Origin of the sequence: Sporomusa sp., from assembly GCF_035561155.1 — a bacterium.
Taxonomy (GTDB): Bacteria; Bacillota; Negativicutes; order Sporomusales; family Sporomusaceae; genus Sporomusa.
The window spans coordinates 1-24,209 of the sequence record NZ_DATMYD010000084.1 but is presented as its reverse complement, the minus strand read 5'-3'; the positions used below and the strand labels follow the sequence as shown (position 1 = coordinate 24,209).

The 24,209-nt window shown below is 45.8% G+C and carries 24 protein-coding genes; 22 read left to right on the top strand and 2 right to left on the bottom strand.

Features of this window, described 5'->3' with window-relative positions; genetic code table 11:
• Window positions 1-2 precede the first annotated feature (2 nt).
• From VN447_RS11010 to VN447_RS10990, 5 genes are all read left to right on the top strand, one after another.
• Window positions 3-1,358, top strand: coding sequence for a secretin and TonB N-terminal domain-containing protein (locus tag VN447_RS11010; protein ID WP_325525404.1), 1,356 nt, complete (start codon window positions 3-5; stop codon window positions 1,356-1,358).
• 27 nt (window positions 1,359-1,385) lie between these two features.
• A complete protein-coding gene (locus tag VN447_RS11005) occupies window positions 1,386-1,919 on the top strand; it encodes a shikimate kinase (RefSeq protein ID WP_325525403.1) in 534 nt (177 codons plus the stop codon).
• Entirely contained in the window at window positions 1,900-2,991 is a 1,092-nt protein-coding gene (aroB, locus tag VN447_RS11000; protein ID WP_325525402.1) for a 3-dehydroquinate synthase, read from the top strand. The genes VN447_RS11005 and aroB overlap by 20 nt, the downstream gene beginning before the upstream one ends.
• A gap of 214 nt (window positions 2,992-3,205) precedes the next feature.
• Window positions 3,206-4,348: an efflux RND transporter periplasmic adaptor subunit gene (locus VN447_RS10995; RefSeq protein WP_325525401.1), complete on the top strand. Its 1,143-nt coding sequence runs from the start codon at window positions 3,206-3,208 to the stop codon at window positions 4,346-4,348.
• On the top strand, window positions 4,349-7,441 hold the full coding sequence (locus tag VN447_RS10990; protein ID WP_325525400.1) for an efflux RND transporter permease subunit: 3,093 nt from the start codon (window positions 4,349-4,351) through the stop codon (window positions 7,439-7,441).
• 16 nt (window positions 7,442-7,457) lie between these two features.
• On the opposite strand, the gene VN447_RS23290 is transcribed toward VN447_RS10990, so the two are convergent.
• Entirely contained in the window at window positions 7,458-7,646 is a 189-nt protein-coding gene (locus VN447_RS23290) for a CC/Se motif family (seleno)protein (RefSeq protein ID WP_414714901.1), read from the bottom strand.
• 245 nt (window positions 7,647-7,891) lie between these two features.
• Here VN447_RS23290 and VN447_RS10985 point away from each other — a divergent pair, with 245 nt between their 5' ends.
• The 9 genes from VN447_RS10985 (at window position 7,892) to folE2 (ending at window position 16,111) form a co-directional block, all read left to right on the top strand.
• Window positions 7,892-8,866, top strand: a complete 975-nt coding sequence (locus tag VN447_RS10985; RefSeq protein WP_325525399.1) for a 2-hydroxyacid dehydrogenase family protein — start codon at window positions 7,892-7,894, stop codon at window positions 8,864-8,866.
• A 151-nt stretch (window positions 8,867-9,017) separates the two neighbouring features.
• On the top strand, window positions 9,018-9,476 hold the full coding sequence (locus VN447_RS10980; protein ID WP_325525398.1) for a hypothetical protein: 459 nt from the start codon (window positions 9,018-9,020) through the stop codon (window positions 9,474-9,476).
• A gap of 149 nt (window positions 9,477-9,625) precedes the next feature.
• Complete coding sequence (gene larE, locus VN447_RS10975; protein WP_325525397.1) at window positions 9,626-10,444, top strand: ATP-dependent sacrificial sulfur transferase LarE; 819 nt, start codon at window positions 9,626-9,628, stop codon at window positions 10,442-10,444.
• 2 nt (window positions 10,445-10,446) lie between these two features.
• Window positions 10,447-11,199 carry a nickel pincer cofactor biosynthesis protein LarB gene (gene larB / locus VN447_RS10970; RefSeq protein WP_325525396.1) on the top strand — a complete coding sequence of 251 codons (753 nt, stop codon included), beginning with the start codon at window positions 10,447-10,449 and terminating at the stop codon, window positions 11,197-11,199.
• Between the two features lie 9 nt (window positions 11,200-11,208).
• Window positions 11,209-12,417 carry a nickel pincer cofactor biosynthesis protein LarC gene (gene larC, locus VN447_RS10965; RefSeq protein ID WP_325525395.1) on the top strand — a complete coding sequence of 403 codons (1,209 nt, stop codon included), beginning with the start codon at window positions 11,209-11,211 and terminating at the stop codon, window positions 12,415-12,417.
• Between the two features lie 10 nt (window positions 12,418-12,427).
• Window positions 12,428-13,378 carry a ribonuclease HIII gene (rnhC, locus tag VN447_RS10960; RefSeq protein ID WP_325525394.1) on the top strand — a complete coding sequence of 317 codons (951 nt, stop codon included), beginning with the start codon at window positions 12,428-12,430 and terminating at the stop codon, window positions 13,376-13,378.
• A gap of 115 nt (window positions 13,379-13,493) precedes the next feature.
• Window positions 13,494-14,573 carry an HD-GYP domain-containing protein gene (locus VN447_RS10955; protein WP_325525393.1) on the top strand — a complete coding sequence of 360 codons (1,080 nt, stop codon included), beginning with the start codon at window positions 13,494-13,496 and terminating at the stop codon, window positions 14,571-14,573.
• 31 nt (window positions 14,574-14,604) lie between these two features.
• Window positions 14,605-15,291 (top strand): 7-cyano-7-deazaguanine synthase QueC, encoded by a 687-nt coding sequence (gene queC / locus VN447_RS10950; RefSeq protein ID WP_325525392.1) that lies wholly within the window; start codon window positions 14,605-14,607, stop codon window positions 15,289-15,291.
• Window positions 15,292-15,322: 31 nt separating this feature from the next.
• Window positions 15,323-16,111, top strand: coding sequence for a GTP cyclohydrolase FolE2 (gene folE2 / locus VN447_RS10945; RefSeq protein ID WP_325525427.1), 789 nt, complete (start codon window positions 15,323-15,325; stop codon window positions 16,109-16,111).
• Window positions 16,112-16,170: 59 nt separating this feature from the next.
• Here the strand turns inward: folE2 and VN447_RS10940 are convergent, their stop codons facing one another.
• Window positions 16,171-16,509, bottom strand: a complete 339-nt coding sequence (locus tag VN447_RS10940) for a hypothetical protein (protein WP_325525391.1) — start codon at window positions 16,507-16,509, stop codon at window positions 16,171-16,173.
• A gap of 136 nt (window positions 16,510-16,645) precedes the next feature.
• Here VN447_RS10940 and VN447_RS10935 point away from each other — a divergent pair, with 136 nt between their 5' ends.
• From VN447_RS10935 to VN447_RS10900, 8 genes are all read left to right on the top strand, one after another.
• The gene (locus VN447_RS10935) at window positions 16,646-17,500 is read left to right on the top strand and encodes a ChbG/HpnK family deacetylase (RefSeq protein ID WP_325525390.1); all 855 of its coding nucleotides are present in this window, start codon (window positions 16,646-16,648) and stop codon (window positions 17,498-17,500) included.
• A gap of 13 nt (window positions 17,501-17,513) precedes the next feature.
• Window positions 17,514-18,434 (top strand): NAD-dependent epimerase/dehydratase family protein, encoded by a 921-nt coding sequence (locus VN447_RS10930; protein ID WP_325525426.1) that lies wholly within the window; start codon window positions 17,514-17,516, stop codon window positions 18,432-18,434.
• A gap of 13 nt (window positions 18,435-18,447) precedes the next feature.
• Window positions 18,448-19,983, top strand: a complete 1,536-nt coding sequence (locus VN447_RS10925; protein ID WP_325525389.1) for a glycosyltransferase family 39 protein — start codon at window positions 18,448-18,450, stop codon at window positions 19,981-19,983.
• A gap of 191 nt (window positions 19,984-20,174) precedes the next feature.
• Window positions 20,175-21,143, top strand: a complete 969-nt coding sequence (locus VN447_RS10920) for a TAXI family TRAP transporter solute-binding subunit (RefSeq protein ID WP_325525388.1) — start codon at window positions 20,175-20,177, stop codon at window positions 21,141-21,143.
• Window positions 21,144-21,307: 164 nt separating this feature from the next.
• A complete protein-coding gene (locus tag VN447_RS10915) occupies window positions 21,308-21,517 on the top strand; it encodes a ferredoxin family protein (protein ID WP_325525387.1) in 210 nt (69 codons plus the stop codon).
• Complete coding sequence (locus VN447_RS10910; RefSeq protein ID WP_325525386.1) at window positions 21,514-22,653, top strand: 2-oxoacid:acceptor oxidoreductase subunit alpha; 1,140 nt, start codon at window positions 21,514-21,516, stop codon at window positions 22,651-22,653. The genes VN447_RS10915 and VN447_RS10910 overlap by 4 nt, the downstream gene beginning before the upstream one ends.
• A complete protein-coding gene (locus VN447_RS10905) occupies window positions 22,653-23,477 on the top strand; it encodes a thiamine pyrophosphate-dependent enzyme (RefSeq protein ID WP_325525385.1) in 825 nt (274 codons plus the stop codon). The genes VN447_RS10910 and VN447_RS10905 overlap by 1 nt, the downstream gene beginning before the upstream one ends.
• Complete coding sequence (locus VN447_RS10900) at window positions 23,477-24,010, top strand: 2-oxoacid:acceptor oxidoreductase family protein (protein WP_325525384.1); 534 nt, start codon at window positions 23,477-23,479, stop codon at window positions 24,008-24,010. The genes VN447_RS10905 and VN447_RS10900 overlap by 1 nt, the downstream gene beginning before the upstream one ends.
• Window positions 24,011-24,209: the final 199 nt, after the last annotated feature.

Genomic DNA, 24,209 nt, shown 5'->3' with positions numbered 1-24,209 from the left:
ACATGCGCTATTTGATGAAATCAATGGTTTTAGCGCTGTCGCTCTTTTTTCTCGCAGTAACGGGAGTTTCAGCAGCCAATCCCCAAGTGAATATGAATGTCACTAATGGTGAGGTGCGTGATGTCCTTACCGCCCTGGCAACCATTGGGGAAGTCAATGTGGTGGTTGATGATTCGGTTTCTGGTAATATTACGATTCAACTCAAGAATATCCCCTTTGAAACAGCATTAGATTTAGTTACAAAGACCAAAGGGTTAACCTATCAGCGGATCGGTGATGTTATTGTAGTTGGCGATTCCCAACAGCTCGGGCGTAATTTTGGGAGTGTTCACTTTTTTAAGTTGCAATATGCTGATCCAGCAAGTACTATGGAAATTCTTTCATTAGCATTTCCCGAATCAGGCAGTTCAAGCGGAGGAGGGAAACCGGCAGAGGTTAAGTTAAGTAGTAAAGGAACAGCTGATAGTGCTAAAACAGGGGCAGCGCCGGGTAACAAGTCAACCCCTGCAGCTGGTGGCCGATTTAAGGTCGACACTGCTACTAATATGCTGGTTTTCTACGGGACCGCGGTAGAGGCCGAACAAGTGGGGCGGTTATTGTCTGAACTTGACATTCCATACCAGCAGGTTTCCCTTGAGGCACAGGTTGTAGCCGTTAATAAAGATAAAACTAAGGAACTAGGAATTGAATGGACATGGGAAGCCACACCCCAGTGGCCTGACGTAGAGTCTCCTAAAGTAACTACAAACTCCGACGGCCAAGTAATAGCGTATGAACCAGGGAAAGTAACCCGGCAGTCCCGAAGTGGAATCATCCAATTCGGGCGTACTCCTGAAGGTATTCCCTATGAGTTCTATTATCAAGCTAAGATTAATGCTCTTGCCAGCAATGGCGATGCTAAGATTCTTGCTAGGCCGAAAATTACTACACTAAACGGGCAGCAAGCCAGAATTCTTATCGGCGATCGTATTCCTGTACTTAATGAGAAAACGGAAAACGGAAAAACGACCACGACGATTGAATATATTGATGCCGGTATAAAACTTACATTTACTCCAAGGATAAATAACCAAGGATTAATTACAGCCGATGTGTATACTGAAGTTAGTACTCCAACTCTAGTTTCGGAGATGAAAGCTTATCGGATTACTACCCGAGAGGCCGAAACCAAAGTACGCATGAAAGATGGCGAAACTATGGTAATTGGCGGTCTAATCGGATCTACATCAAGTGATACCAAAAGAGTAGTCCCTTTTTTAAGTGATATACCACTACTTGGCTGGTTGTTTAAAAATTCAAACCACTATCAGAGCGAAACAGAAGTAATGATTTTTCTTACAGCACGTATTGTTAAATAGAGGTTTAAACTCTTTTCCGGAGGAATAATGAAAAACATAGTTTTGATAGGGTTTATGGGAACTGGCAAGACCAGCACTGGGCGTTTGTTGGCAGGCCGGCTGAACCGTACCTTTATTGATATAGACAAGAAAATAGAAATACAAACAGGCCTTGCCATCAGTGAAATTTTTCAACTGTATGGTGAAAATCACTTCCGGCAGCTTGAGCGGGATGTGATTTCCCGGGTATCCCGTTATAACAATGCGGTGATCGCTACTGGCGGCGGTGTTGTGCTTAAGCAGGAAAACATGATCAGGCTAAAAAATACTGGCATAATCATTGCGCTTACAGCTTCACTGGAAACGATCCTGGAGCGAACTTCCCGGCGAGGGGTTCGGCCGCTGTTAGATTGTGAAGACCGGGCCGAACGTGTTTCCAAGCTGTTTAGTGACCGGGCCAGTCTCTATATGAAGGCCGATTACACGATTGATACTACCTGCCTGCCGCCGCATCATGTGGCGGAAAAGATCATTGCGCTGTTACGCGAAGGGAGGCATCTGCGTGGCCGAAGTAAGAGTTAACTTAGCAGACCATAGTTATACCATCCATATTCAGGCCGCTGGTCTTGGTCAGGTCGGTCAGTTAATGAAGGATATGCCTTTTAGCAGAAGAGCGCTTATCGTAACAGATGAGAACGTCAATTCGCTATATTCTGGGGCACTGGTTGACAGCCTGATTACAGCCGGTTTCACGCCCAGTGTCTTGGTTGTTGAACCCGGCGAGAGCTCTAAGTCACTGGCTACGGCAGATAAAGTTTTTACTAAAGCGATAAGTTTGGGGCTTGACCGCAAGTCGCCAATTATAGCTTTGGGTGGCGGCGTAATCGGCGACTTGGCCGGGTTTATTGCTGCTACTTATCTGCGCGGCGTGCCGTTTATTCAGGTGCCGACAACACTGTTGGCTCAGGTAGATTCAAGCGTTGGTGGTAAAACGGCTGTTAATCACCCTCTGGGTAAGAATCTGATCGGAGCTTTTTACCAGCCCCAGTTGGTGGTGATTGACCCATTGGTATTAGACACATTGCCTGAACGCGAGTTAAAGGCAGGTTTGGCAGAGGTAGTCAAATACGGAGTCATTGCTGACCCCGGTTTTTTCGCTTATCTTACCCGCCATGTGGATTCGATTCTGGTGCGGAATCCCGCCGTATTGACCGAGGTTATCAGCCGCTGCTGTCAGCTTAAGGCTGAGGTTGTCGCACAGGATGAACGGGAAACCTCTGTGCGCATGATATTGAATTTCGGTCATACCATTGGTCATGCTGTAGAGGGGGTAGGCGGCTACTCTGAGTACAATCATGGCGAGGCTGTAGCCATTGGAATGCACGGCGCGGCGCTACTCAGCAGCAGCCTGAATTTATGCAGTCTGGCAGAGTGCACCGCGGTAAAACAGTTAATTAATGCTATGGGATTACCTTTGACTGCTCCCGGTTACGGAACAGACGAACTGCTGGGGTATTTGGCAAGAGATAAAAAGGTTGTTGATAGCAAGGTCAACTGGGTGTTGATGCAAGACATTGGCCGGGTGACTATTACTCAAGATGTATCTGAAGAGCATGTCAGAGCTGTGCTGTCCCAGCTAACAGAAAATCAGTAATAAGCACTCAGAGAGGGAGTACCAGACTGGTACTCCCTCTCTGAGTTTCTAAAGTCGAGTTGCTTTTACTATTTAACTTATCTCTAAGTTTTCCCCCAGCCTCTTTTGGTAATTTTAGCATGTACAACCGCAACGAAAAATTAACATTGCATGGCAGGAGAGCCTATTTAGCTGTCGAATAGGAACTGGGTATGTAATTTTTTCTTTTGGAGGAATGAGCAGGTTGGCAAGCAAGAAGAGAAAAGCAATTATTATTGTATCAGTTATTGCACTGGTCTTGACTGGAATTGTTGGCTACCGGATTTATAGTAACATGCAAGCTAGTAAAGAGCGGGCTGGACGAGTGTCACAAGGGCAGGCTGTTGCTGTTGAGGTTGCAGCTGTAACCAGACGCGATGTTACACCGGTTTTAACCTTTTCCTCTAATCTTGAACCGGTATGGAGCGCCGATATTTCCGGCAAAGTTGACGGACGTATCGATCAGCTTACTGTGGATGAGGGTGATACCGTTTCTGCCGGGATGACAATAGCTGTGCTTGACATGGGGGAACTTGCGGCTCAGGTTATCCAGGCCGAAGGCAACTTATTTCAGGCTCGGGCCAATCTTGAACAGGCAGAACTTGATTTCAGACGGATGGAACCGCTGGCCAAACAGGGCGCTGTATCGGAACAAACTCTTGATTCGGCCAGGACTAAGCGGGATTTGGCTGCTGGCCAGGTCAGGGCAGCTGAGGGCGCATTGGCCCTATATGATAGCAAACTAACAGGTGCTACTGTGACTGCGCCACGTGGTGGCGTGGTAGTCAAACGCTACCTGCAATCAGGTTTTTACGCAAAAGCAGGGTCATCGATTGTGACAGTGGCTGATATTAACACCTTGTTGGCAAAAGCCACTGTAGGTGAAGCCGAGATTGCTCAGCTAAAACAAGGTGCTAGCGTTAAGGTCAAGGTGGATGCTCTTGGCAGTCAGGAGTTTGTCGGGACTATTACCCGGCTGTCGCCGGTAGCTGCCATGCCTTCACGTACATTTACTGCCGAAGTTTCAATCCCTAATCAGCAAAATATCCTGAAGGCTGGTATGTTTGCAAAAGTTGAAGTTCCTGGACAGATCCATGCGAAAGCGGTTGTAGTGCCTGAAACAGCGTTGGTCATGCGGGAAGATATTAAGACAATTTATGTGCTTGCCGCTGACAACAAAGTTGAGCAGCGTACCCTTAAACTAGGGTATGTCGGCGGCGGTTGGGCCGAGGTGGTTGATGGTGTTAAGGAAGGCGAGAACATTGTAATAGCTGGCCAAAACAAACTGCGAGACGGTTCAACAGTCAGACTGGGAGCGCCCGGGGAGGCTGGCAAGTAAATGATTGACGTTTTTATAAAACGACCAGTATTTACTACCATGCTGGTTATGCTGCTGGTGGTATTTGGCTTAAACTCGTATCCCGGTCTTGGTATTGATCTTTATCCTGATGTTGAGTTTCCCCTTGTCATGGCAAGCGTTACATATACAGGTGCCTCACCAGAGGAGATGGAGAGCCTTATTACCAAACCGATTGAAGACGCTGTCAGCTCGGTTGCGGGCATTAAGACACTATCATCGGTATCACGAGAGGGCGTATCCCAGACTACCATTGAATTTGAGTTAGGGACAAACCCGAAGATGGCTGCTAATGATGTGCGGGAAAAGGTCGCCGGTGTCCGGCGGCGGCTGCCAGAACAGATTGATGAACCGGTAGTGCAGCGGTATGATATTACTGCGCAGTCTATTCTCACCTTTAGCCTGGCATCAGATACTCGGCAACGGGGTGAGATTAGGAAGATTGCTGAGGATATTGTTAAAGACCAGCTCCAGCAGCTAGAAGGGGTAGCTGAGGTCAGTGTGTACGGCGCTGCTCAAAGGGAGATCCAAATTCTGGCCGACCCACGTAAGCTAGAGGCCTATGGTCTTAGTTTGCAACAGTTACTTGACGCTGTTAATAACAATAATGTCAATACTCCAGGCGGACGGGTTACTGAAAAAGGCATTGAATTGACAGTTAGAACGATTGGCAAATATGAAAGTGTTGATGACATCAAAAAAATTATTGTGCTTAACCAGCAAGGGCGTTTGGTGCGGCTTCATGAAGTGGCCAGTGTAAAAGACACCTGGGGCGAAGAGCGGACCTATGCCGCGACAAACGGTGTACCCAGCGTTATTGTTGCCATTCAGAAGCAGTCAGGCACGAATACAGTGGGTGTAGCTGAAAAAGTAAAGCAGTCTATGCAACAGTTGGAGCAGAATGTTCTCCCACCGGACATTAAGGTGACTAAGGTTCGGGATAACGCTATTTATATTAGAAATAGTGTCGAAGATGTTATGGTATCCATGGTTTTTGGCGGCTTACTGGCAGTAGCCATTACCTTCCTGTTCCTGCGCAACACGCGGGCTACAGTGATTGGTGCAATTGCTATTCCTGCTTCGATTATATCCACCTTCTTTTTGATGAAGGTTATGAATTTTACACTTAACAACATGTCGCTAATGGGCCTTAGTTTAGCGGTAGGCATCCTCATTGACGATGCCATCGTTATTGTAGAAAACATCTTCCGTCACATGGAGGAAGGGAAAGGTCCCATGGATGCGGCACGTGAAGGGACTAAAGAAATTTCCTTGGCCGTTTTGGCAACGACCTTCTCTATTCTTGCCGTATTTGTTCCTGTCGGTAACATGGGCGAGATCATCGGCCAGTATTTTAAGCAATTCGGCTTGACGGTAGCGTTTGCTGTAGCTTTCTCGCTGTTTGTAGCCTTTACGCTTACGCCGATGCTGTCAGCGTACTGGCTCAAGGCAAATCATGATGCAGCAGGCCGCCAACTGCGCTGGTTGGAGGCGCTGCTGGATAAGTGGGAACAAGGTTTTGAGTCTCTGCGGGAAAACTACCGGCAGCTTTTATATTGGGCTCTAAAGCGACCCAAGAAGCTTGTAGCGCTGGCCCTATTATCTCTTTTCCTTAATGCGCTGTTGATGCCCTTTCTGGGGTCAGAGTTTCAGCCTACATATGACTCGGGCGAATTCAATATCAATATGATGGCGCCGGCCGGAACCTCCATCGAACGCAATAAAGAGCTGGTGGCTCAGGTCGAAAAAGAAGTTATGGCTATCCCTGAACTTGAATCAGCGTATATGGTCGTCGGTATGAACCGTCAGGTTTACCGTTCGATGGTCGGTATACGGCTGGTAGACTCAGGTAAGCGCTCACGTTCCATGATGCAGATTATGGATTCACTTCGCGTTAAATTCCGTAATGTCAAAGGGCTAAAGGTATCTGTATCGACAGGACAAAGCCAGGGCAGAGGCGATTCCCGTCCGATTCAGGTAGCGCTGCGGGGTCCGGAACTCGATACGCTAAACATGTATGCCAGTACACTGGCCGAGAAAATTAAGCAGATTCCCGGCACTACCGATGTTGACATATCGAGTGAGCAGTCTGAACCTGAGGTCCAGGTGAAATTTGATCCAGACCGGTTGGGTGATGCTGGACTAGATGCGACTGCAGCCGGTAAGGCTGTACAAATTGCCTTTCTAGGCTCAACGGCTAAAAATCAATATAATGTGGCTGACAGTGACTATGATATGCGTGTCCAGCTAAAACAGGAAAATCGGCTTAGTCTGGAAGATGTGGCAAATCTTCGTATTAGCGGTAAGAATGGCTTTATCCGGCTGGGGGACATTGCTGAAGTCAAGCTCTCATCCGGCCCAACTCAGATTGACCGCGAAGACCGCCAACGGCAAGTCATTGTTTATGCTAACGCGGTTGGCACTACTCCCGGCGAAGTAATCGCTAAAGTGAAAGAAATTATTCCTAGTCTCAATCTCTCGCTGGGTTATACTCATAAGCTGGTAGGCCAAGCGCAGATGATGGAAAGCTCGTTTAAAGAGATTAGTAAAGCACTGATACTGGCCGTTATTCTGATTTACATGGTATTGGCAGCCGAGTTTGAAAGCTTTATTCATCCGTTGACAATTATGCTGTCATTGCCTTTCTCTTTAGTTGGGGCTGTACTTGGCTTATTGATATCAGGAAATACGATCAACATTATGTCCCTGATTGGTGTTATCATGCTAATGGGTCTGGTAACGAAAAATGCTATTTTGCTGGTGGACTATACCAATCAGCAACGGGAGCAAGGGGTGCCGATTATTGATGCGCTGGTAGAGGCTGGTTCTGTGCGGCTGCGACCGATTTTAATGACTACCATGGCTATGATCTTTGGGATGTTGCCGATTGCGTTGGGTATTGGCGCAGGGGCTGAAATTCGCTCCTCGATGGGTGTCTCGCTGATCGGTGGGTTAATCACATCGACCTTTCTGACGCTTGTCATAATCCCGCTGGTCTATCTTCTCATTGATAAGATGCAAAATTATTTTAAAACAGTAAAACCGAATATGACAGAAAGAAACCCTGGCGTTTAACGCCAGGGCTTTCTTTTTAGGCTAGCTGCCAGCCTTCAATAACTAGTCTCTTAAACCAGAAAAAGCTGCTGAGGGCAATGGTCAGTGGTATGTTGGGCAGCTCATGAGGGATATATACCATAATGCCCCGGATTTCTTCAAGATTGTAGTTTTCAGGGTTACGCGGCTGGCCCAGGCGTACAGCCGGGCTTTCTCTTAAATCAATTCAGCAGCTAATGACCTGAAAAAGTTCAAGATATACCGGTTTTCCACGGGATTTGATATATTCAAGGGCTTGGTCAGTCATTGAAAGCATTGCCATAAAAAGTGCCTCCTTGATTTTCTTTCCCCAATTATTCGTTATGAAAGACAGGTTATCCTGCTGGTGGAGTCTACCATAAATAAGCGAAATTTGGTAAAATATATAATGATAATACATTCAAGGCAGGTAAATAAAAAGGAGCTGTTGACATGAAGCAGAAAGTATTTGTTTCGGGGATTATTCCTCAGATTGCGGCCGATATGCTGTCCAGGCATTTTGAAGTAACAATGCATAACGACCTCCGCCTTTTAAGTAAACAGGAGATTACTGATGGCCTGGCAGGCAAAGATGCGCTGCTTTGCCTGCTTTCTGACAGTATTGATGCTGATATTATTAACTCGAATCCTAATTTAAAGATTATTGCCAATTATGGTGCTGGCTTTAATAATATTGATGTTTCTACAGCCACGGCCCGGAAAATACCAGTGACTAACACCCCTAAAGTTTCAACTAATGCTACTGCCGATTTAACTTGGGGTCTTATTTTGGCTATTGCCCGCCGCATTGTTGAAGGTGATAAAACCACGCGCGCCGGCAAGTTTACCGGTTGGGCGCCGCTGTATCACCTAGGGGTCGAAGTAACAGGCAAGACGCTGGGGATTGTTGGCATGGGCAACATTGGTAAAGCGGTAGTTAAACGTGCCAAAGGCTTTGACATGCGAATAATATATTATACCCGTACCCGTCTAAGCCCTGAAATAGAACAAGAGCTGGGGCTTGAATTCATGCCGCTTGAAGACGTAATCAAGCAGTCTGATTTCTTGACTTTCCATCAGAGCTACAATCCTTCGATGAAGCATATGATTGGTGCTAAAGAACTGGCCAGCATGAAGCCAACAGCTTTCCTTATCAATGCAGCACGTGGTCCGCTTATTGACGAGGCAGCTTTGCTCGAGGCGCTGAGAAATAAAACAATTGCCGGTGCGGCGCTTGACGTTTACGAGTTTGAACCTAAAGTGACTGCAGGTCTTGAGGTGCTCGACAATGTTATTCTGGCACCGCATCTTGGTAATGCAACAATTGAAACCCGGAACGCCATGGCTGAAATTGCCGCTAACAATATTATTGCCGTCCTTACCGGCAACAAGCCTCTTACCTGCGTCAATCCTGATATTTACAAATAAACTAGTATAGAAAAAGGTTTTTAGCCGCCGCCGGGCGTTCTTACCGAACAGCTCAGCGGCGGCTTTCATTGTTCTTTAGTGACATAATACTTAGAAACTGAATAACATACACTATAATGTTCTTAGACGCGCCGCCTTGGGGGTGATGCCATTGTTTAACCAGGTGGAAGACCTTAATAATTTGCTGGCATTAATGAGGGTGCAAAATAGCTATATTCATGAGCTAAACAAACTAATCTATAGTGCAGTATCTGATATGACGCTCGCTACCAATCACGAATTTACCGAGTTTGTTAATCATTTTTCAGAATTTGCCCGTTATCACTACAATAGTGAGGGCTACAGCCAGGCTGCGCAGCTAGTGCAAGCCTACCATTATATACTGTTAGAGCGATTGCTTGATAGTCAGGTTTTGGCTGCTGCTGAACAAATGGAGTTAGCTATCGGGCATTTGGAAATGGCTGTCCGTGAGACGCAAATTCGGCTTAAGCCGCAAATTATGTTATTAAATCATGGAATTTTGTTGATGGAAGAAACACAGCTAAAAATTATTGAGACCTTGGAAGTGCTATTGAAAAGCTCTCATCCAGTTCTCCAATTGCAGAACTAAAAAAAAGATAACCCCAAACAGGATTTTGACTGTTCATATTGAATTCTTATAAAGACATAATGCCCATAAGGGACATTATGTCTTTATGTTGCCATATCGAGAGCGTGGTAATCTCTTCGAGTAGCTATAATAAATTGGAGGATGCTGTAATGACTGTATTGCACGATAAAGTAAATAAACTTAATGATTTTCTGTTAACGCTGGGCAGTGTGGCGATTGCATTCTCGGGTGGTGTGGACAGTACATTTTTAGCGGCAGCTGCCTATAGGCTTCTGGGAGATAAAGCTATTGCGGTAACGGCTTGTTCGGAGTCGTCGCCGGCAAGGGAAAAAATTGATGCGCAGGTTATTGCACAGGCCATTGGTATCAAGCATGTAATACTGGCGGCCAGCGAGATGAATAATGCTGACTTTGTTGCCAATACGTCCCAGAGGTGTTATTATTGCAAAAAGGAACGTTTTTCAGCATTAGTTGCCTGGGCTGAGCAGCAGGGTTATGGCTGGGTAGCTGAAGGAACGAATGCCGATGATTTGGGGGATTTTCGGCCTGGCATGAAGGCGATTGCCGAATTGCCTAAAGTAAAAAGCCCATTGTTTGACGCGGGTTTTACCAAGGCCGAAATTAGAGCAGTATCGAAGGAATGGGGATTGCCTACCTGGGACAAGCCCAGTGCTGCCTGCCTGGTATCTCGACTGAGTTATGGTTTGCCGATTACCCCTGAGCGGTTAAACCAGGTTGAAGAGGCCGAGGAATTGGTGCGTAGGTATTGTTCAGGCCAGATACGGGTCCGTCACCACGATACGCTGGCCAGAATTGAGGTGCAGCCTGAAGCTATGCTGCTTTTGACTCAATCAGAGGTTGTGGCGGACATAGTGGCAGGTATTAAGAAGCTTGGGTTTACATATGTTACACTTGATTTAAACGGATATCGCACAGGAAGCATGAATGAGACGCTGGACGAGGTGTAGAAGTGGATATTAATTATGTAAGCAGTCTGCTTAAAGAATTTAAGGCAGGCGGTCTATCGCTGGATGAAGCGCTTGAAAAACTGAAAATATTGCCTTATGAAGATTTGGAATTTGTAAAGCTTGATCATCACCGACTGTTACGGCAAGGCTTTGCCGAAGTGGTTTTTTGCCAGGGGAAAACAGTGGAGCAGGTTCTTGCCATTATGAATAGGCTTGCTGACTATAATCGCAGTATTTTAGCTACAAGGGCCACCAGAGAGATGTATGACGCAGTAAAAAGAGTTTTGCCTGATGCCGAGTATCACGAATTGGCCAGGTTAATTACTATCGAACGCCAAAAACCTCCGGTGGATAATGAACGGTTTATTTTAGTTATGAGTGCCGGGACGAGTGATATTCCAGTGGCTGAGGAAGCTGCCATTACTGCCGAGATGATGGGCAATGAAGTTAAAAGGGTGTATGATGTCGGTGTGGCTGGCATTCACCGTCTCCTTGACCAACGGAAACTGATTGAAGAGGCCAATGTTCTTATTGTTGTAGCAGGTATGGAAGGAGCACTGGCCAGTGTAGTCGGCGGCATGGCGGCAAAACCGGTTATTGCTGTGCCGACAAGTATCGGTTATGGTGCTAATTTTGGCGGTCTATCTGCGTTATTAAGTATGCTCAACAGCTGCGCGGCCGGAGTCGGTGTTGTCAATATTGATAATGGTTTTGGTGCAGGCCGGTTAGCAAGTATTATTAATCATATGAGGTGATTCGAAATTATGGATGGAAAACGTAAAATTATATATCTTGACTGTTTTGCCGGCATCAGCGGTAATATGCTGCTTGGTGCTTTAATTGACATCGGAGCGCCTGAAGAACTACTCCGGGCCGAACTGGCAAAACTGCCTGTAACCGGATACGAGTTGTCAATAACAAGGGTTGATAAAGGTGGTATCAGTGCCTTATATCTAGATGTCCAAGTAGATGATTCTGGGCATCATCATCGCAATTTGGCTGACATAGTGGGCATTATCGATCACTCAGCACTTACACCTGCTGTTAAAGAAACGAGTAAGCGGATATTTACCCGTTTGGCTGAGGTCGAAGCCCGGGTTCACGGCGTTCCGATTGACGAAATCCATTTCCATGAGGTGGGCGCCGTTGATTCGATTGTCGATATTATTGGGGTTGCCTGGACGCTTGATTATTTAGGCGTTGAACAAATTTATGCTTCCCGTCTTCATGTCGGCAGTGGCTTTGTCAAGTGTTGTCATGGTCTTATTCCGGTGCCGGCACCGGCTACCGCTGAACTGTTGCGCGGTATCCCCTTTTACCAAGGGGATATTGCTAAAGAATTGGTAACCCCGACTGGAGCGGCGGTTCTGGCAACGCTGGGCGAAGGTTACGGCCCCATGCCTGACGGCTTTATTAGTAGTCAAATTGGCTATGGCGCCGGTACGTGGGAACTGGATATTCCCAATGTTTTACGGCTATATCTGGGAGAAATGCCGGCAGACGCCATACAAGGACAAATAGAGGGACAGGAAGACAAGGCATATTTGGTGGTTGAAGCCAATATTGATGATCAAAACCCTGAGCTTTACAGCTATATAATGGAGAAACTCTTTGATGCAGGTGCGCTTGACGTTTGGCTGACACCGATTATCATGAAAAAAGGCCGGCCAGCGACTAAATTATCGGCGCTATTGATGGAGGACTGTCAGGCAAAAATAGCTGAGGTTATTTTAGAAGAGACAACGTCAATCGGTATGCGTTTCTATCCTGTAACAAGGGCTGTGGCCAATCGCGAGTTTATAGTTGTGGGGCTTCCCTGGGGAGATGTAAAGGTAAAAATTAGTTCATACCGGGGTAAGATATGTAATGTGGCACCCGAATATGAAGACTGCCGTAAAATAGCCGAGGAGCTGGGCCTGCCGCTCAAGGTAATCCAGCATTTAGCTCTTAAAGAAGCTATGTCATTTTGTTAGAGGTATTTGAATGGATATATTAAGCGCAAGGCTGGCTGTTTTGTCTGAACGCTTTTCTCAAGCTGGACTTAAAATAACTGCAGATAAGCCAATTAATTACGGCAGGCAGCTAAAAGTCTCAGATGGCCAGGAAGTTGTAACCGTCAATATTTATAGCGGCAAGAAAGGCATTAGTATTGTAGTAGGAGGCTCGCAGTCACCGCTTAAAGAGGCAGTTTCGGCCATCACCCAAGGGCAAACACCAACTGCCCCGGGGGCGGGATCCGCACAGTCTCAAATGCTTGCCGGACGCCCGCCCGGCTTTGAATATGTAAAAGACTTTGATAATAAATGGATTGGCCTTGATGAGTCAGGCAAGGGTGACTTTTTTGGTCCATTGGTCGTGGCTGCTGTGCTTGTTGACGCCCAGTCAGCCAGTAGACTTACAGCAGTTGGTGTAAAAGACAGCAAAGCGCTGTCAGATGAGAAAAATCGAGCGCTGGCAGAGCGCATCCGCGAGGAATGCGCCGGGAAATTTGTGGAGCTGGAGTGGACACCTGCCGATTATAACGCGTTATATAGTGAATTTAGCAGTGCAGGGAGAAATCTTAATCACCTTTTGGCGTTCTCACATGCCAGGGCGCTTGAAAGTCTGCTTGCTAAAGAACCGGCACAGTTTGCTTTAGCTGACCAATTTGCGCATGAGCGGTTTATTCAGGCCGAGCTTATGGAAAAAGGCAGGACGATTACGCTGGTTCAGATGCACAAAGCTGAGCGAAATGTTGCTGTTGCTGCAGCCTCTATTTTGGCCCGGGATCGTTTCTTAGGAAGCATGGCTGCTCTTACAGCCCGCTTTGGCATAACCTTGCCCAAGGGTGCAGTCCATGTGGTGCCAGTCGCTCGCGATTTTGCCGGTAAGTATGGAAAAGACGCGCTAAAGCAAGTTTGTAAGCTTCATTTTAAGACTTTTGAGCAGATATAAGTAATTTGGTAATTTTTTAGCAGGAAAAAACGAAATCATGTAAAATTATATTGTTAATATTGTAACTTTTTCGCTAATGACTCAGATGGCCAGCTGAGCGGGGGAGGGAAGAAAGGTGAGTACCAAGTACCGGATTAAGCCGTATCCTATTAGCGCTGTAGAGTCTGGCATGGAAATTGGACGAATGGTACTGACCCATGATGATAAAGTCATTTTAAGTGAAGGCACAATTCTTTCAGCGAGCATGATTGAAGGCTTAAAGTTCTGGGATATTAGCACTGTGTTTATTAAAGAACTGTTATCTTCAGAGATTGAAATCGATTTTTCCATTCCGGAAACAGTTCTTCAGAAGAAGTTTTATGCTGATTATGACCATACGGTAAGTTTGTTAAAAGATTCTTTCTTAAAGCTTCGTTTTTTTAAAGAAGTGCCGCTTACTACAATGCGTGAATTAGTGGATAATGCCATTGAACCGCTTATCAACTCAACTGGCGTAATTAATCATATGCATATGGTGCGCCGGCAGGATGACTATACCTTTCACCACTCTGTTAATGTTGCTGTTATTTGCGGAGTGTTAGGCAAATGGCTTGGGTATGCCGGTCAAAAATTACAAGACTTGGTGCTCGCCGGGTTGTTGCACGATGTGGGCAAGACCCAGATTCCACTTGAAATACTGAATAAGCCTGGCAAGCTTACACATGAAGAAATGGAGATTATGCGTCTTCATACAATCAGAGGCTATCAGCTGGTCCGTGATACGCCAAATGCCCCAAGAGGAGTCATATACGGAGTTCTCCAGCATCACGAGCGTTTTGACGGTAGCGGCTACCCCTTCACTGTTTCTGGTGATAAAATTCACAAATATGCAAAAATTATTGCGGTTGCAGACATCTACGATGCGATGACTTCTGACCGTGTTTATCATCGCAAAGTTTCGCCCTTTGCTGTTGTCGAAATGATTGTTGGAGAAATGTTCAACAAACTTGATCCGGCTATCAGCACCGTTTTCTTAAATAACGTTCGCGACTATTTTGTTGGCAATATCGTTGAATTAAGCGATGGCCGGCACGCTGAGGTTATTTACTTAGGACAATTTATGGCTTCTAGGCCGATCGTTGTGACTCAGGACCAAGAATATATAGATTTGGAACGTAATAAGAGCCTGAGCATTGTTAGCGTTGTCAGGGCTTAATGTAAATAAACACAGGATAAGGGGATCGCTTATGAACAAAAAGGCAGTTGTGCTGCTGTCAGGCGGATTGGATTCGACTGTATGTATGGCTGTCGCCAGCAGTGAGGGGTATGAGCTTTTACCAATCAGCTTTAACTATCACCAGCGGCATAGCAGGGAGCTTGCAGCTGCAGCCAGTGTAGCTCAGCATTATAATGTTGACCGTCACTTGGTCATTGAGACCAATATGGAGGCTATTGGCGGCAGCGCGCTAACAGACACTAGTTTGGCTGTTCCAGAAGGGGATATCGGCGCTACCGGGGTACCCGTTACTTATGTACCTGCCAGAAATTTAATTTTTTTAAGCTATGCGCTTGGCTATGCTGAGGTAACTGGGGCTGACTGGGTATACATTGGCGTTAATGCGCTTGATTACTCAGGTTATCCTGATTGCCGGCCTGAGTTTATTGCCTTGTTCCAGCAGTTAGCCGATTATTCTACAAAAGCGGCTACCGAAGATGGCCGGAAAACGATGATTGAAACGCCGCTGATAAATCTGACCAAAAGGGATATTGTGCTGTTAGGGAACAGGCTGGGTGCGCCGCTTCACCTGACAACAAGTTGTTATCAGGGTGGAGCTGAGGCTTGCGGACAATGTGACAGTTGTCTCCTTCGCATTAAGGGATTTGCCGAGGCTGGCCTGACTGACCCTATATTGTATCGTACTAGGAGTGAATAAAATGAATCAAACGACTCAAGGACGCAACAGCATTAAAGATGTTCAAAACAGCTGCGACGAGCGCGGTATCGCTATTCAAAAAGTTGGAGTCAGTGACGTTCACTTACCGTTTTTAATTAAGACCAAGAGCGGTTCGTTTCAGACGGTGCTGGCAAAAATTAAGCTTACGGTTGATTTGCCCCAAGAGTTTAAAGGCACGCATATGAGCCGGTTTATTGAAATCCTCAGCGATTGGAGTCAAAAACCGGTGTCCTATAAGGAAATTGAGTATATGCTGACAGACACCATTGACCGCTTACATGCCCAGCGGGCGCATATTGATATCTATTTTAAATATTTTATCGAAAAAACGGCTCCGATAAGCGGTTTCAAAAGTATGTTGGACTATGATTGTATGTTTTCAGCCAGCCTGGCCAAGGGTGAACATCTGGACTTTATGTTTGGTATTACTGTACCGTTTACTTCGTTGTGTCCTTGCAGTAAAGAAATATCTCAGTACGGAGCGCATAATCAGCGAGGCATTATGCGGGTAAAGATAAAACATCAGCACGGCAGATTTATCTGGATTGAAGATCTGGCAGAATTGATGGAACAGCAAGGCAGTTGTCAGGTATACCCACTCTTAAAACGCGCAGATGAAAAGTATGTCACTGAGAAGGCATATGAAAACCCAAAGTTTGTTGAAGATGTGCTTAGGGATTTAGTACTCACGTTGCGCCAGATAGATAGCGTCCAGTGGTTTGAAGTAGAATGCGAGAACTATGAATCCATTCACAACCACAGCGCCTATGCCGCGCATACCGAGATAGTTGCCAGGTAAATAGAGCGGCGCCGGACCATTCAGTGAGAATAGTCCGGCGCCGCACTTGGTTTACCTTGTTATTCGGCGCTGTAGTCGCCGTTTGCGTCATATTTGGCAGTCATAGTCTGGTTGGCCATTTGGCTTTTAGAATTGGTAGCAGCCGAGGTGGCGCTGCCGGTTTGGGATTGTTTAGCCAATTTGCTTAATTGGTTCAGATCAGCTGAGGTAGCAGCATTTGAAGCAGTAGTAGAAGAGGTAGCGGAAGTTCCTGCAGTTCCTGCAGTTCCTGCAGTTCCGGAAGTGGCAGAGTTGCTGGAAGTACTGCTGGAGTAATCGTTGTTGGCATCCAGTTTAGCAGTCATAGTACCATATTGCTGTTTGCTTTCAGCCTGTTTGCTTTGTTTGGATTGTGTCATAGTGTGATTACCTCCCTGTTTTTTATTATTTGGCCGCGTGGCCAATAATAGTATCAGAAATCGCTTATCAAGTCATACCAGGGATTTTTTGCCCACCAGTGATTGTACATGTGTAAAAATTACCATCGAGGTAGCTATGAAAAAATTAATCGTAAATGCTGATGATTTTGGCCTGCACGAGAATATTAATCTTGGGATTATTAAAGGACATACTAATGGATGTATAACCAGTACCACGATCATGGCCGGCGCCCCTGCTTTTGCCCATGCGGCTGCCTTAGCGGCCGATCACCGGAAGCTTGGGATTGGCGTCCATCTTACCTTGGTAGGCGGAAGCCCGGCAGCTGAACCTCAGCAAATATCTTCGCTGGTTGATCAAGACGGGATGCTTTGTACTAAATATCCGGTATTTTTAAAAAAATTCTGTTCTGCAAGCATCCGCCTTGGTGATGTGCACCGTGAACTTACGGCCCAGGTCAAAAAAGTGTTGGCGGCTGGAATTCATGTTACTCATCTGGACAGCCATCAGCATATGCATATCGTACCGGGGATTATTGATGTTGTCATTGATATTGCCAGGGAATTTAGTATCCCGGCCATACGAATTCCGGCTGAACCATTGCTTTTCTTTGGAGGGTTTAGACCATCTGCCGGCCGGATCATTGGCCGCTCTGGTCTTAGTGTTTTGGCTAGTCTGGCCCGGTTGAAGGCGCGGCGTGCCAGACTGACTGTGCCTGACCATTTTTACGGCATGTTAGCCGGCGGTAGTATGGAAGAAAGATTCTTTCTCAAAATTATTGACAATCTGCCTGACGGCACTGCTGAAATTATGGTTCATCCTGGACTGGATGATGCGATATTAAATCCTGTTTTTGCTTGGGATTATCATTGGCAAAAGGAACTGGGCGCTGTTACCAGCCCACGGGTAGCAGACTGCTTAAAGAAACGCAAGATTGCGCTTGTGTCGTTTGGCAGTATGAATAACAGATAAAGGATGATTGATGATGAAAGCATTAGTGACTGGCGGCGCCGGCTTTATTGGCTCACATACTGTTGATAAAATGATCGACAGAGGGTGGGATGTTACTATAATAGACAACCTGAGCACCGGTTTGCGTGCCAATATTAACGCCGGTGCAAAGTTTATTGAAATGGATATAGTAAGTAATGACTTGCCAGAGGTGTTTGTCCGGGAAAAGTTTGATTATGTTGTGCATCTTGCGGCTCAGACAGCAGTGCCGTATTCAATTGAGCATCCGGACACTGACTGTAGGGTGAATTTGCTTGGCTTGGTGAATGTATTGGAAGCGTGCCGCCGGACGAGTGTCAAACGGGTAGTCGTTGCTTCAAGTGCGGCCGTATACGGGGATGCAGACAGCCTGCCGATCGCTGAAGATGGCCTTCTTAATCCAGCTTCTTTCTATGGGCTTACTAAGCTAACCGGTGAGAAATATCTGGCGCTGTACAGTCAGATCCACGGGGTAGATTATGTCGCTCTTCGCTATGCCAATGTTTATGGCGAACGACAGGGCGAAGGCGGCGAAGGCGGGGTAGTCAGCATTTTTACCCGTAAAATTTATCAGGATCAACCTGTCCATATTTTTGGTGATGGCGGACAAACCCGAGATTTTATCTATGTCGGCGATGTGGCTGAAGCAAACTGTCAAGCGCTTACGGCACCCCAGACGGCGGCAAACCGGGTATATAACATTAGCACTCAGACGCAAATTAGTGTTAATGACTTGGTTGCTATATTGGCGGAGGCAGCTGGTAAGCAAGTAGATAAACTATACTCACCGGCCAGAGCAGGGGATATCTATCACTCAATGCTATCAAATCGCGCTGCTGTTAACGATATTTATTGGAAGCCTCAGATGCCGTTGGCGGAAGGTTTGCAGCGAACATATTATTCTTTAAATAAATAAACGGAGGACGAGTATGCTCAGGCGGTTAGATAGTAGTTTTTGGATTGTTGCAGTTATTGCTCTGCTTATTATGTTTTTTAACTTAGGGAGCATTCCATTATTAGATCCTGATGAACCTGTTTATGCTGAAACTCCCAAAGAAATGATGAGTTTTAACGAGTTTTTATCTCCACGAATTTATGGAGAATACTGGTATGATAAGCCTCCACTGTACTATTGGTTAGTAGCTGGTGCTTTCCAAATTTTTGGGATTAGTGAGTTTTCGGCTCGCTTTCCCTCGGCGCTTTTGGGCGTAGCTGGAGTATTAGCATTGTACTGGTTTGGACGGGACTTGTTTAATAAACGTGCGGCGATGGCCGGGGCACTAGTCTTAGCAACAAGTATTGAATATTTTTATCTTGGTAAAGCGGCTGTTACTGATATTACCCTGAATTTTTGTCTGACACTTGCTTTGTTAGGCTTTATTACAAAGCGTTACTATGTAATGTATATCTTTGCTGGTTTGGCTACAGTTGCTAAGGGGCCAGTGGGTTTTCTGTTCCCCGGTGCTGTCATATTCCTGTATTTAGCTGCTACTGGTCGCTTTCGCCTACTCAAAGAAATGAAAATTCCTACAGGAATTGGATTATTTGCGGTTACTGCTTTACCCTGGTATTTGTTTATGTACAGCGTTCATGGCAGCGCTTTTATTGACACTTTTCTGGGGTTTCACAATGTAACCCGCTTTACTTCTCCAGAGCACCCGGAATTAGTAGTTTGGTATTACTTTATTCCAGTGTTAATATTAGGTTTTTTTCCGTGGACATCAATGCTTCTCCAATCAATATGGGCTTCAATAACGCAAAGCGGCCATGAGAATAGCAAGGTATTATTGTTTTTGAATATCTGGGCAGCTTTCATTTTCATCTTTTTTTCGATATCCCAAACTAAATTGGTATCCTATATATTGCCGATGTATCCGCCGCTGGCACTTATTGTCGGATGGTATATTGACCGGATTTGGGCCTCAAGAGAACGAAGGACTGCTTGGCCGATTATACTCGCTGTCTTGTCTGCGCTGCTTATTGCGGGTATGTTCACTGGCTTGAAGCTGATGCCTGCCTTGTCTGCTGGAATCATGATTTCGACCGCACTGTTCATCTTAATGGTGCTTTGTACAGTGTTATTTATATGGCGAAGACAGATAGGTAAAGCATTTTTCACTCAGGTAATTGGAATGTTGCTATTTTCCATGGTGCTTGTCGGCATGCTGTTCTCGGGAGCAGCCCCATACTTTACCTCGAAATATATAGCTCAGGAGTTTGTAGCCAACTATGATGGCAGATCTCCAGTCTATATTGTTAAGTTTCTTCATCCTGGATTTACCTTTTATACAAATATTTATGGAAGTGAAATAAAGGCACAGGAATTAGCGGCTGTAGTTAATTCACCAGGTAAAGCCTATATTGTTATTCAACAGGCCGAATATAAGCAACTGACAGAAGCTGACCGGAATAAGGTCAAAGTTATGTCTGAATCTGCTGATAGAATGATTTTAATTAAAGAATAACATGGGACTCAAGAGCCGTATGTTTTAATGTAAACATATACTCATACACCTAGGTAAATGTGCCTAGGTGATCTTTTTTTATAACCTTGCAGTGGTGCAAAGCAGGGAAAAGTTACAGTGCCATTCAATATTATTACTAAATGTAATTCCATTTAGATATGCTGATACCATTATCTTTAAGGGGGGAGATTATGAAAAAAGTTTTAGCTGTTTTGTTGGTATGTATAATGGTGACTGCCAGCCTGGTCGGTTGCGGTGGCAACCGAGCAGCATCACAAAAGCCGACGCAAATGATTCTGGCTACTGGCGGTACGGCAGGAACATATCACCCGTTTGGTAGCGCAATGGCCCGAATCTTTAACAGCAAGGTTCAGAACGTCAATGTAACTGCCCAATTGACTGGGGCTTCTATTGAAAATCTGCGTCTTGTAAATAAAAAGGAGGCAGAACTGGCCATAGTTCAAAGCGACATGTTAGATTATGCGTATAATGGCAAAGAATCGTTCAGAGAGAAGCTGCCTAACCTGACTGGTATTGCAGTACTATATCCTGAGGTTATCCAACTGGTGGTGCGCCCTGACAGCGGTATTAACACAATTGCTGATTTGAAAGGAAAAAAAGTAGGTGTTGGCGCGCCTGGCAGTGGTACCGAAGCCAACTTCCGCCAGCTTATTGATGTTTTCGGTTTAGACTACCAAGTCCTTACTCCCCAATATCTTTCCTTTGCTGAAAGTGCTGATCAGTTCAAGGGTAAGCGTCTTGATGCTTTCTTGGTTACAGCTGGTATCCCCAACTCGGCTATTCAGGATGTTTCTTCCCAGCAGAATATAATAATTCTATCATTAGCTGACGACAAGATTACCCGGCTAACTCAAAAGTATCCGTTCCTGGCTTCTTTTACTATCCCGGCTAACACCTACAAAGACCAGTCTGAAGTCATAAAAACAGTGGCTGTAAGTGCTACACTCATTGTTGGCCCGCAAGTACCAGAAGATGTGGTTTACAATATTACTAAAGCGCTGTTTGAAAACCAAGCTGAGTTAGCCCAAGCTCACGCTAAAGGTATAGAACTTACCTTGGAAACGGCTGTTAAAGGAATGCCAGTGCCTTTCCATCCTGGTGCAGCAAGGTATTTTAAAGAAAAGGGTGTACTTAAATAGGGGTTAATATTAGGAGTAAATTTCATTAAGGGTGTCGGCCTTTAGGTGAAACTATATTAAGTATATTCAGGAAATATTGAATAACCCATTATTATAGCTTATAATAATACAGGATATAGTCAACCGTAATTCGACACGACCTGAAAGAGGAGTGAAAAGTTGTTATGGCACTGTCTGTTAAGCCAAAGCTGTGTAAGGGCTGTGGTATCTGCGTGTACTTTTGTCCTAAATCTGTCCTCGACTTAGACGACATGGGCAAAATTTACGTAAAAGATCCTGATAAATGTGTTGTCTGTGGTCAATGCGAACTTCGCTGCCCAGATTATGCCGTTAAAGTAACTAAAGAAGAGAATGCTGGGAGGGATACCAAGTGACCAAGGCGCGTTTAATGCAGGGTAATCAGGCTTGTGCCGAGGGTGCTCTGGCGGCGGGAGTCCGCTTTTTCGCCGGTTATCCCATTACCCCGAGTACTGAAGTTGCTGAAATACTTGCCGAGAAGCTTCCCGAGCTGGGCGGCAAGTTTATCCAAATGGAAGATGAAATCGCTAGTATGGGCGCCGTATGTGGAGCTGCCTTAACTGGCGTCAAGGCACTTACTGCTACCAGTGGACCAGGTTTTTCACTAAAACAGGAACTAATTGGCTATGCTTCAATTGCTGAGATTCCGGTAGTCATTGTCAACGTACAGAGGTTAGGCCCAAGTACTGGCAAGCCTACCTCACCTGGCCAAGGTGATGTTATGCAGGCTCGCTGGGGTAGTCATGGCGACCGCGGCGTCATTGCTCTATCGCCGGCCTCAGTGCGTGAGTGTTTTGATGTAACCGTTAAAGCAGTGAATTTTTCTGAAAAATTTCGTACTCCTGTTGTCTTGTTGCTGGACGAAGTAATTGGCCATATGCGTGAGCGGGTGGAATTACCGGCGCTGGATGAGATTGAGATAGTGAACCGTAAGCTGCCATCAGTACCGCCCAGTGAGTATCAGGCGTATAGACCTAAGGCTGACGGTGTTCCGGAGATGGCTTCGTTTGGCTCAGGTTACTATTACCATGTTACTGGCTTAGTACACAATTACCATGGCCAGCCTACGCAATCCAATGAACTTACTGCAGAACTGATTGGACGTCTTCATACCAAAATTGAAGATGCCCAGGATGAGCTGACGCTGTATACTGAGCATTTTCTTGACGATGCCGAAGTAGTGGTGGTGGCCTATGGTGGGTCTGCCCGTGCCGCCATTGCTGCTGTTAAGGATGCCCGCGAGCAGGGAATTAAAGCTGGCCTTTTGAAATTAATAACAATTTGGCCATTTCCAGGACATGTAGTTCAGCGTGTAACGAGTAATGCTAAAAAAGTAATTGTACCAGAAATGAATTATGGCCAACTCGCCGGTGAAATCGAGCGGTATGTGGGCCAAGACAAAGTTGTGTCTGTAACCAGAGTCGATGGTGAACTGTTTAAGCCGGAAGAAATACTGGCGCCTATTGTCACCGCTGCTGGAGGTGCTAAATAATGGCAGACATTGAAAAATATTTGCGGCCATCAGCTTTTCCACACATTTGGTGTCCTGGCTGCGGTAATGGTATAGTGTTAGCATCTATTATCCGTGCTATTGATAAGCTGGGGCTAGAACAGGATAAGACAATCATTGTGTCAGGGATCGGCTGTTCGTCACGGGCGTCTGGCTATATGAATTTTAATACCGTACATACGGCACATGGCCGAGCGCTGACTTTCGCTACCGGTATTAAACTGGCCAACCCTGAACTGAACGTGCTGGTAATTACCGGTGACGGCGACTCTACGGCTATTGGCGGCAATCATTTCATTCATGCTGCCAGACGTAATATTGATATTACGACAATTATCTTTAATAATAATATCTACGGCATGACGGGGGGCCAGTCGTCACCGCTTACCCCGGTGGCAAGTAAATCGAGTACCGCGCCATTTGGGCATATTGAGCGCTCGTTTGACATTGGAGCGTTGGCCACTGCTGCAGGTGCCACCTATGTAGCCCGGGCCACTGCTTATCACGCGACTTTATTGACTGACCTTATTGTGAAAGGTATCGAGAACAAAGGCTTTTCAGTTATTGACGCCATTACTCAGTGTCCTGTTTCTTACGGGCGTAAAAACAAGATGGGTTCGGCGGCTAAAATGATGGAATGGCAGAAGGAAAAAGCTATTCCTGTTCAAGCAGCATCCAAACTCACACCAGAACAGCTCAAAGATAAGTTTCTAATCGGTGAGCTTCACCGGTCTGAAGCCCCTGAATATACTGCCGAATATGACAAGCTTATTGCTCATGTTCAGGCCAAAAGGGGGAATAAGTAATGTGGCAAATTAGCTTGAGCGGTACCGGCGGACAAGGTCTTATTCTAGCAGGCATCATTCTGGCAGAGGCAGCTATTCTCGATGGCAAGCAGACAATCCAGACCCAGTCTTATGGTCCCGAAGCCCGGGGAGGAGCCAGTAAATCTGAAGTCATTATCAGTGATGAAGAGATTGACTACCCAAAAGCAACCTCGGCAGATATTCTCCTTGCTATGAGCCAGGAAGCGTGCGACAAATATATTAATCTCTTAAAACAGGGGGGCCGGTTGATTGTCGATACTACGCTGGTTAAAACTCAACCAGCAGTAGATGCAAAAAAACTGGCACTACCGATAACTCATATTGCCCGTAATGAGCTAGGCAATGTTATGGTTGCCAATATCGTTGCTTTAGGCGCGCTTGCCGGTTTTGCCGGTGTAGTCGGGCTTGATTGTCTGACTCAGGCTGTTTTGGCCAGAGTCCCTAAAGGCACAGAAGAACTCAATAAAAAAGCGCTGGAAACTGGCTTTGCCTTAGGGCAGGCTGAAAGATAAGCGGGCATCATGTAAAAAAGGAGTCTTCCAATTTGGGAGACTCCTTTTTTAGTCCTGTTGAGTCTGCTTAAAAACCCTCTTGTTTTTCACCGATTTTGAAAGAAAAAAGGTCTTAGCCGTCGAATACTACTAGTAAAGACAGGTAGAAAGAGGGTTGAGTGATGTTCCGCTGGGATCATGTACAAACTAGTTTTTACAA

Bases quoted from the DNA above. Each gene is read 5' to 3' on its own strand.
- VN447_RS11010 (WP_325525404.1), top strand. From the start codon at position 3: ATGCGCTATTTGATGAAATCAATGGTTTTAGCGCTGTCGCTCTTTTTT.
- VN447_RS11005 (WP_325525403.1), top strand. From the start codon at position 1,386: ATGAAAAACATAGTTTTGATAGGGTTTATGGGAACTGGCAAGACCAGC.
- VN447_RS10995 (WP_325525401.1), top strand. From the start codon at position 3,206: ATGAGCAGGTTGGCAAGCAAGAAGAGAAAAGCAATTATTATTGTATCA.
- VN447_RS10990 (WP_325525400.1), top strand. From the start codon at position 4,349: ATGATTGACGTTTTTATAAAACGACCAGTATTTACTACCATGCTGGTT.
- VN447_RS10985 (WP_325525399.1), top strand. From the start codon at position 7,892: ATGAAGCAGAAAGTATTTGTTTCGGGGATTATTCCTCAGATTGCGGCC.
- larE (WP_325525397.1), top strand. From the start codon at position 9,626: ATGACTGTATTGCACGATAAAGTAAATAAACTTAATGATTTTCTGTTA.
- larC (WP_325525395.1), top strand. From the start codon at position 11,209: ATGGATGGAAAACGTAAAATTATATATCTTGACTGTTTTGCCGGCATC.
- rnhC (WP_325525394.1), top strand. From the start codon at position 12,428: ATGGATATATTAAGCGCAAGGCTGGCTGTTTTGTCTGAACGCTTTTCT.
- queC (WP_325525392.1), top strand. From the start codon at position 14,605: ATGAACAAAAAGGCAGTTGTGCTGCTGTCAGGCGGATTGGATTCGACT.
- VN447_RS10940 (WP_325525391.1), bottom strand. From the start codon at position 16,509: ATGACACAATCCAAACAAAGCAAACAGGCTGAAAGCAAACAGCAATAT.
- VN447_RS10935 (WP_325525390.1), top strand. From the start codon at position 16,646: ATGAAAAAATTAATCGTAAATGCTGATGATTTTGGCCTGCACGAGAAT.
- VN447_RS10930 (WP_325525426.1), top strand. From the start codon at position 17,514: ATGAAAGCATTAGTGACTGGCGGCGCCGGCTTTATTGGCTCACATACT.
- VN447_RS10925 (WP_325525389.1), top strand. From the start codon at position 18,448: ATGCTCAGGCGGTTAGATAGTAGTTTTTGGATTGTTGCAGTTATTGCT.
- VN447_RS10920 (WP_325525388.1), top strand. From the start codon at position 20,175: ATGAAAAAAGTTTTAGCTGTTTTGTTGGTATGTATAATGGTGACTGCC.
- VN447_RS10915 (WP_325525387.1), top strand. From the start codon at position 21,308: ATGGCACTGTCTGTTAAGCCAAAGCTGTGTAAGGGCTGTGGTATCTGC.
- VN447_RS10905 (WP_325525385.1), top strand. From the start codon at position 22,653: ATGGCAGACATTGAAAAATATTTGCGGCCATCAGCTTTTCCACACATT.
- VN447_RS10900 (WP_325525384.1), top strand. From the start codon at position 23,477: ATGTGGCAAATTAGCTTGAGCGGTACCGGCGGACAAGGTCTTATTCTA.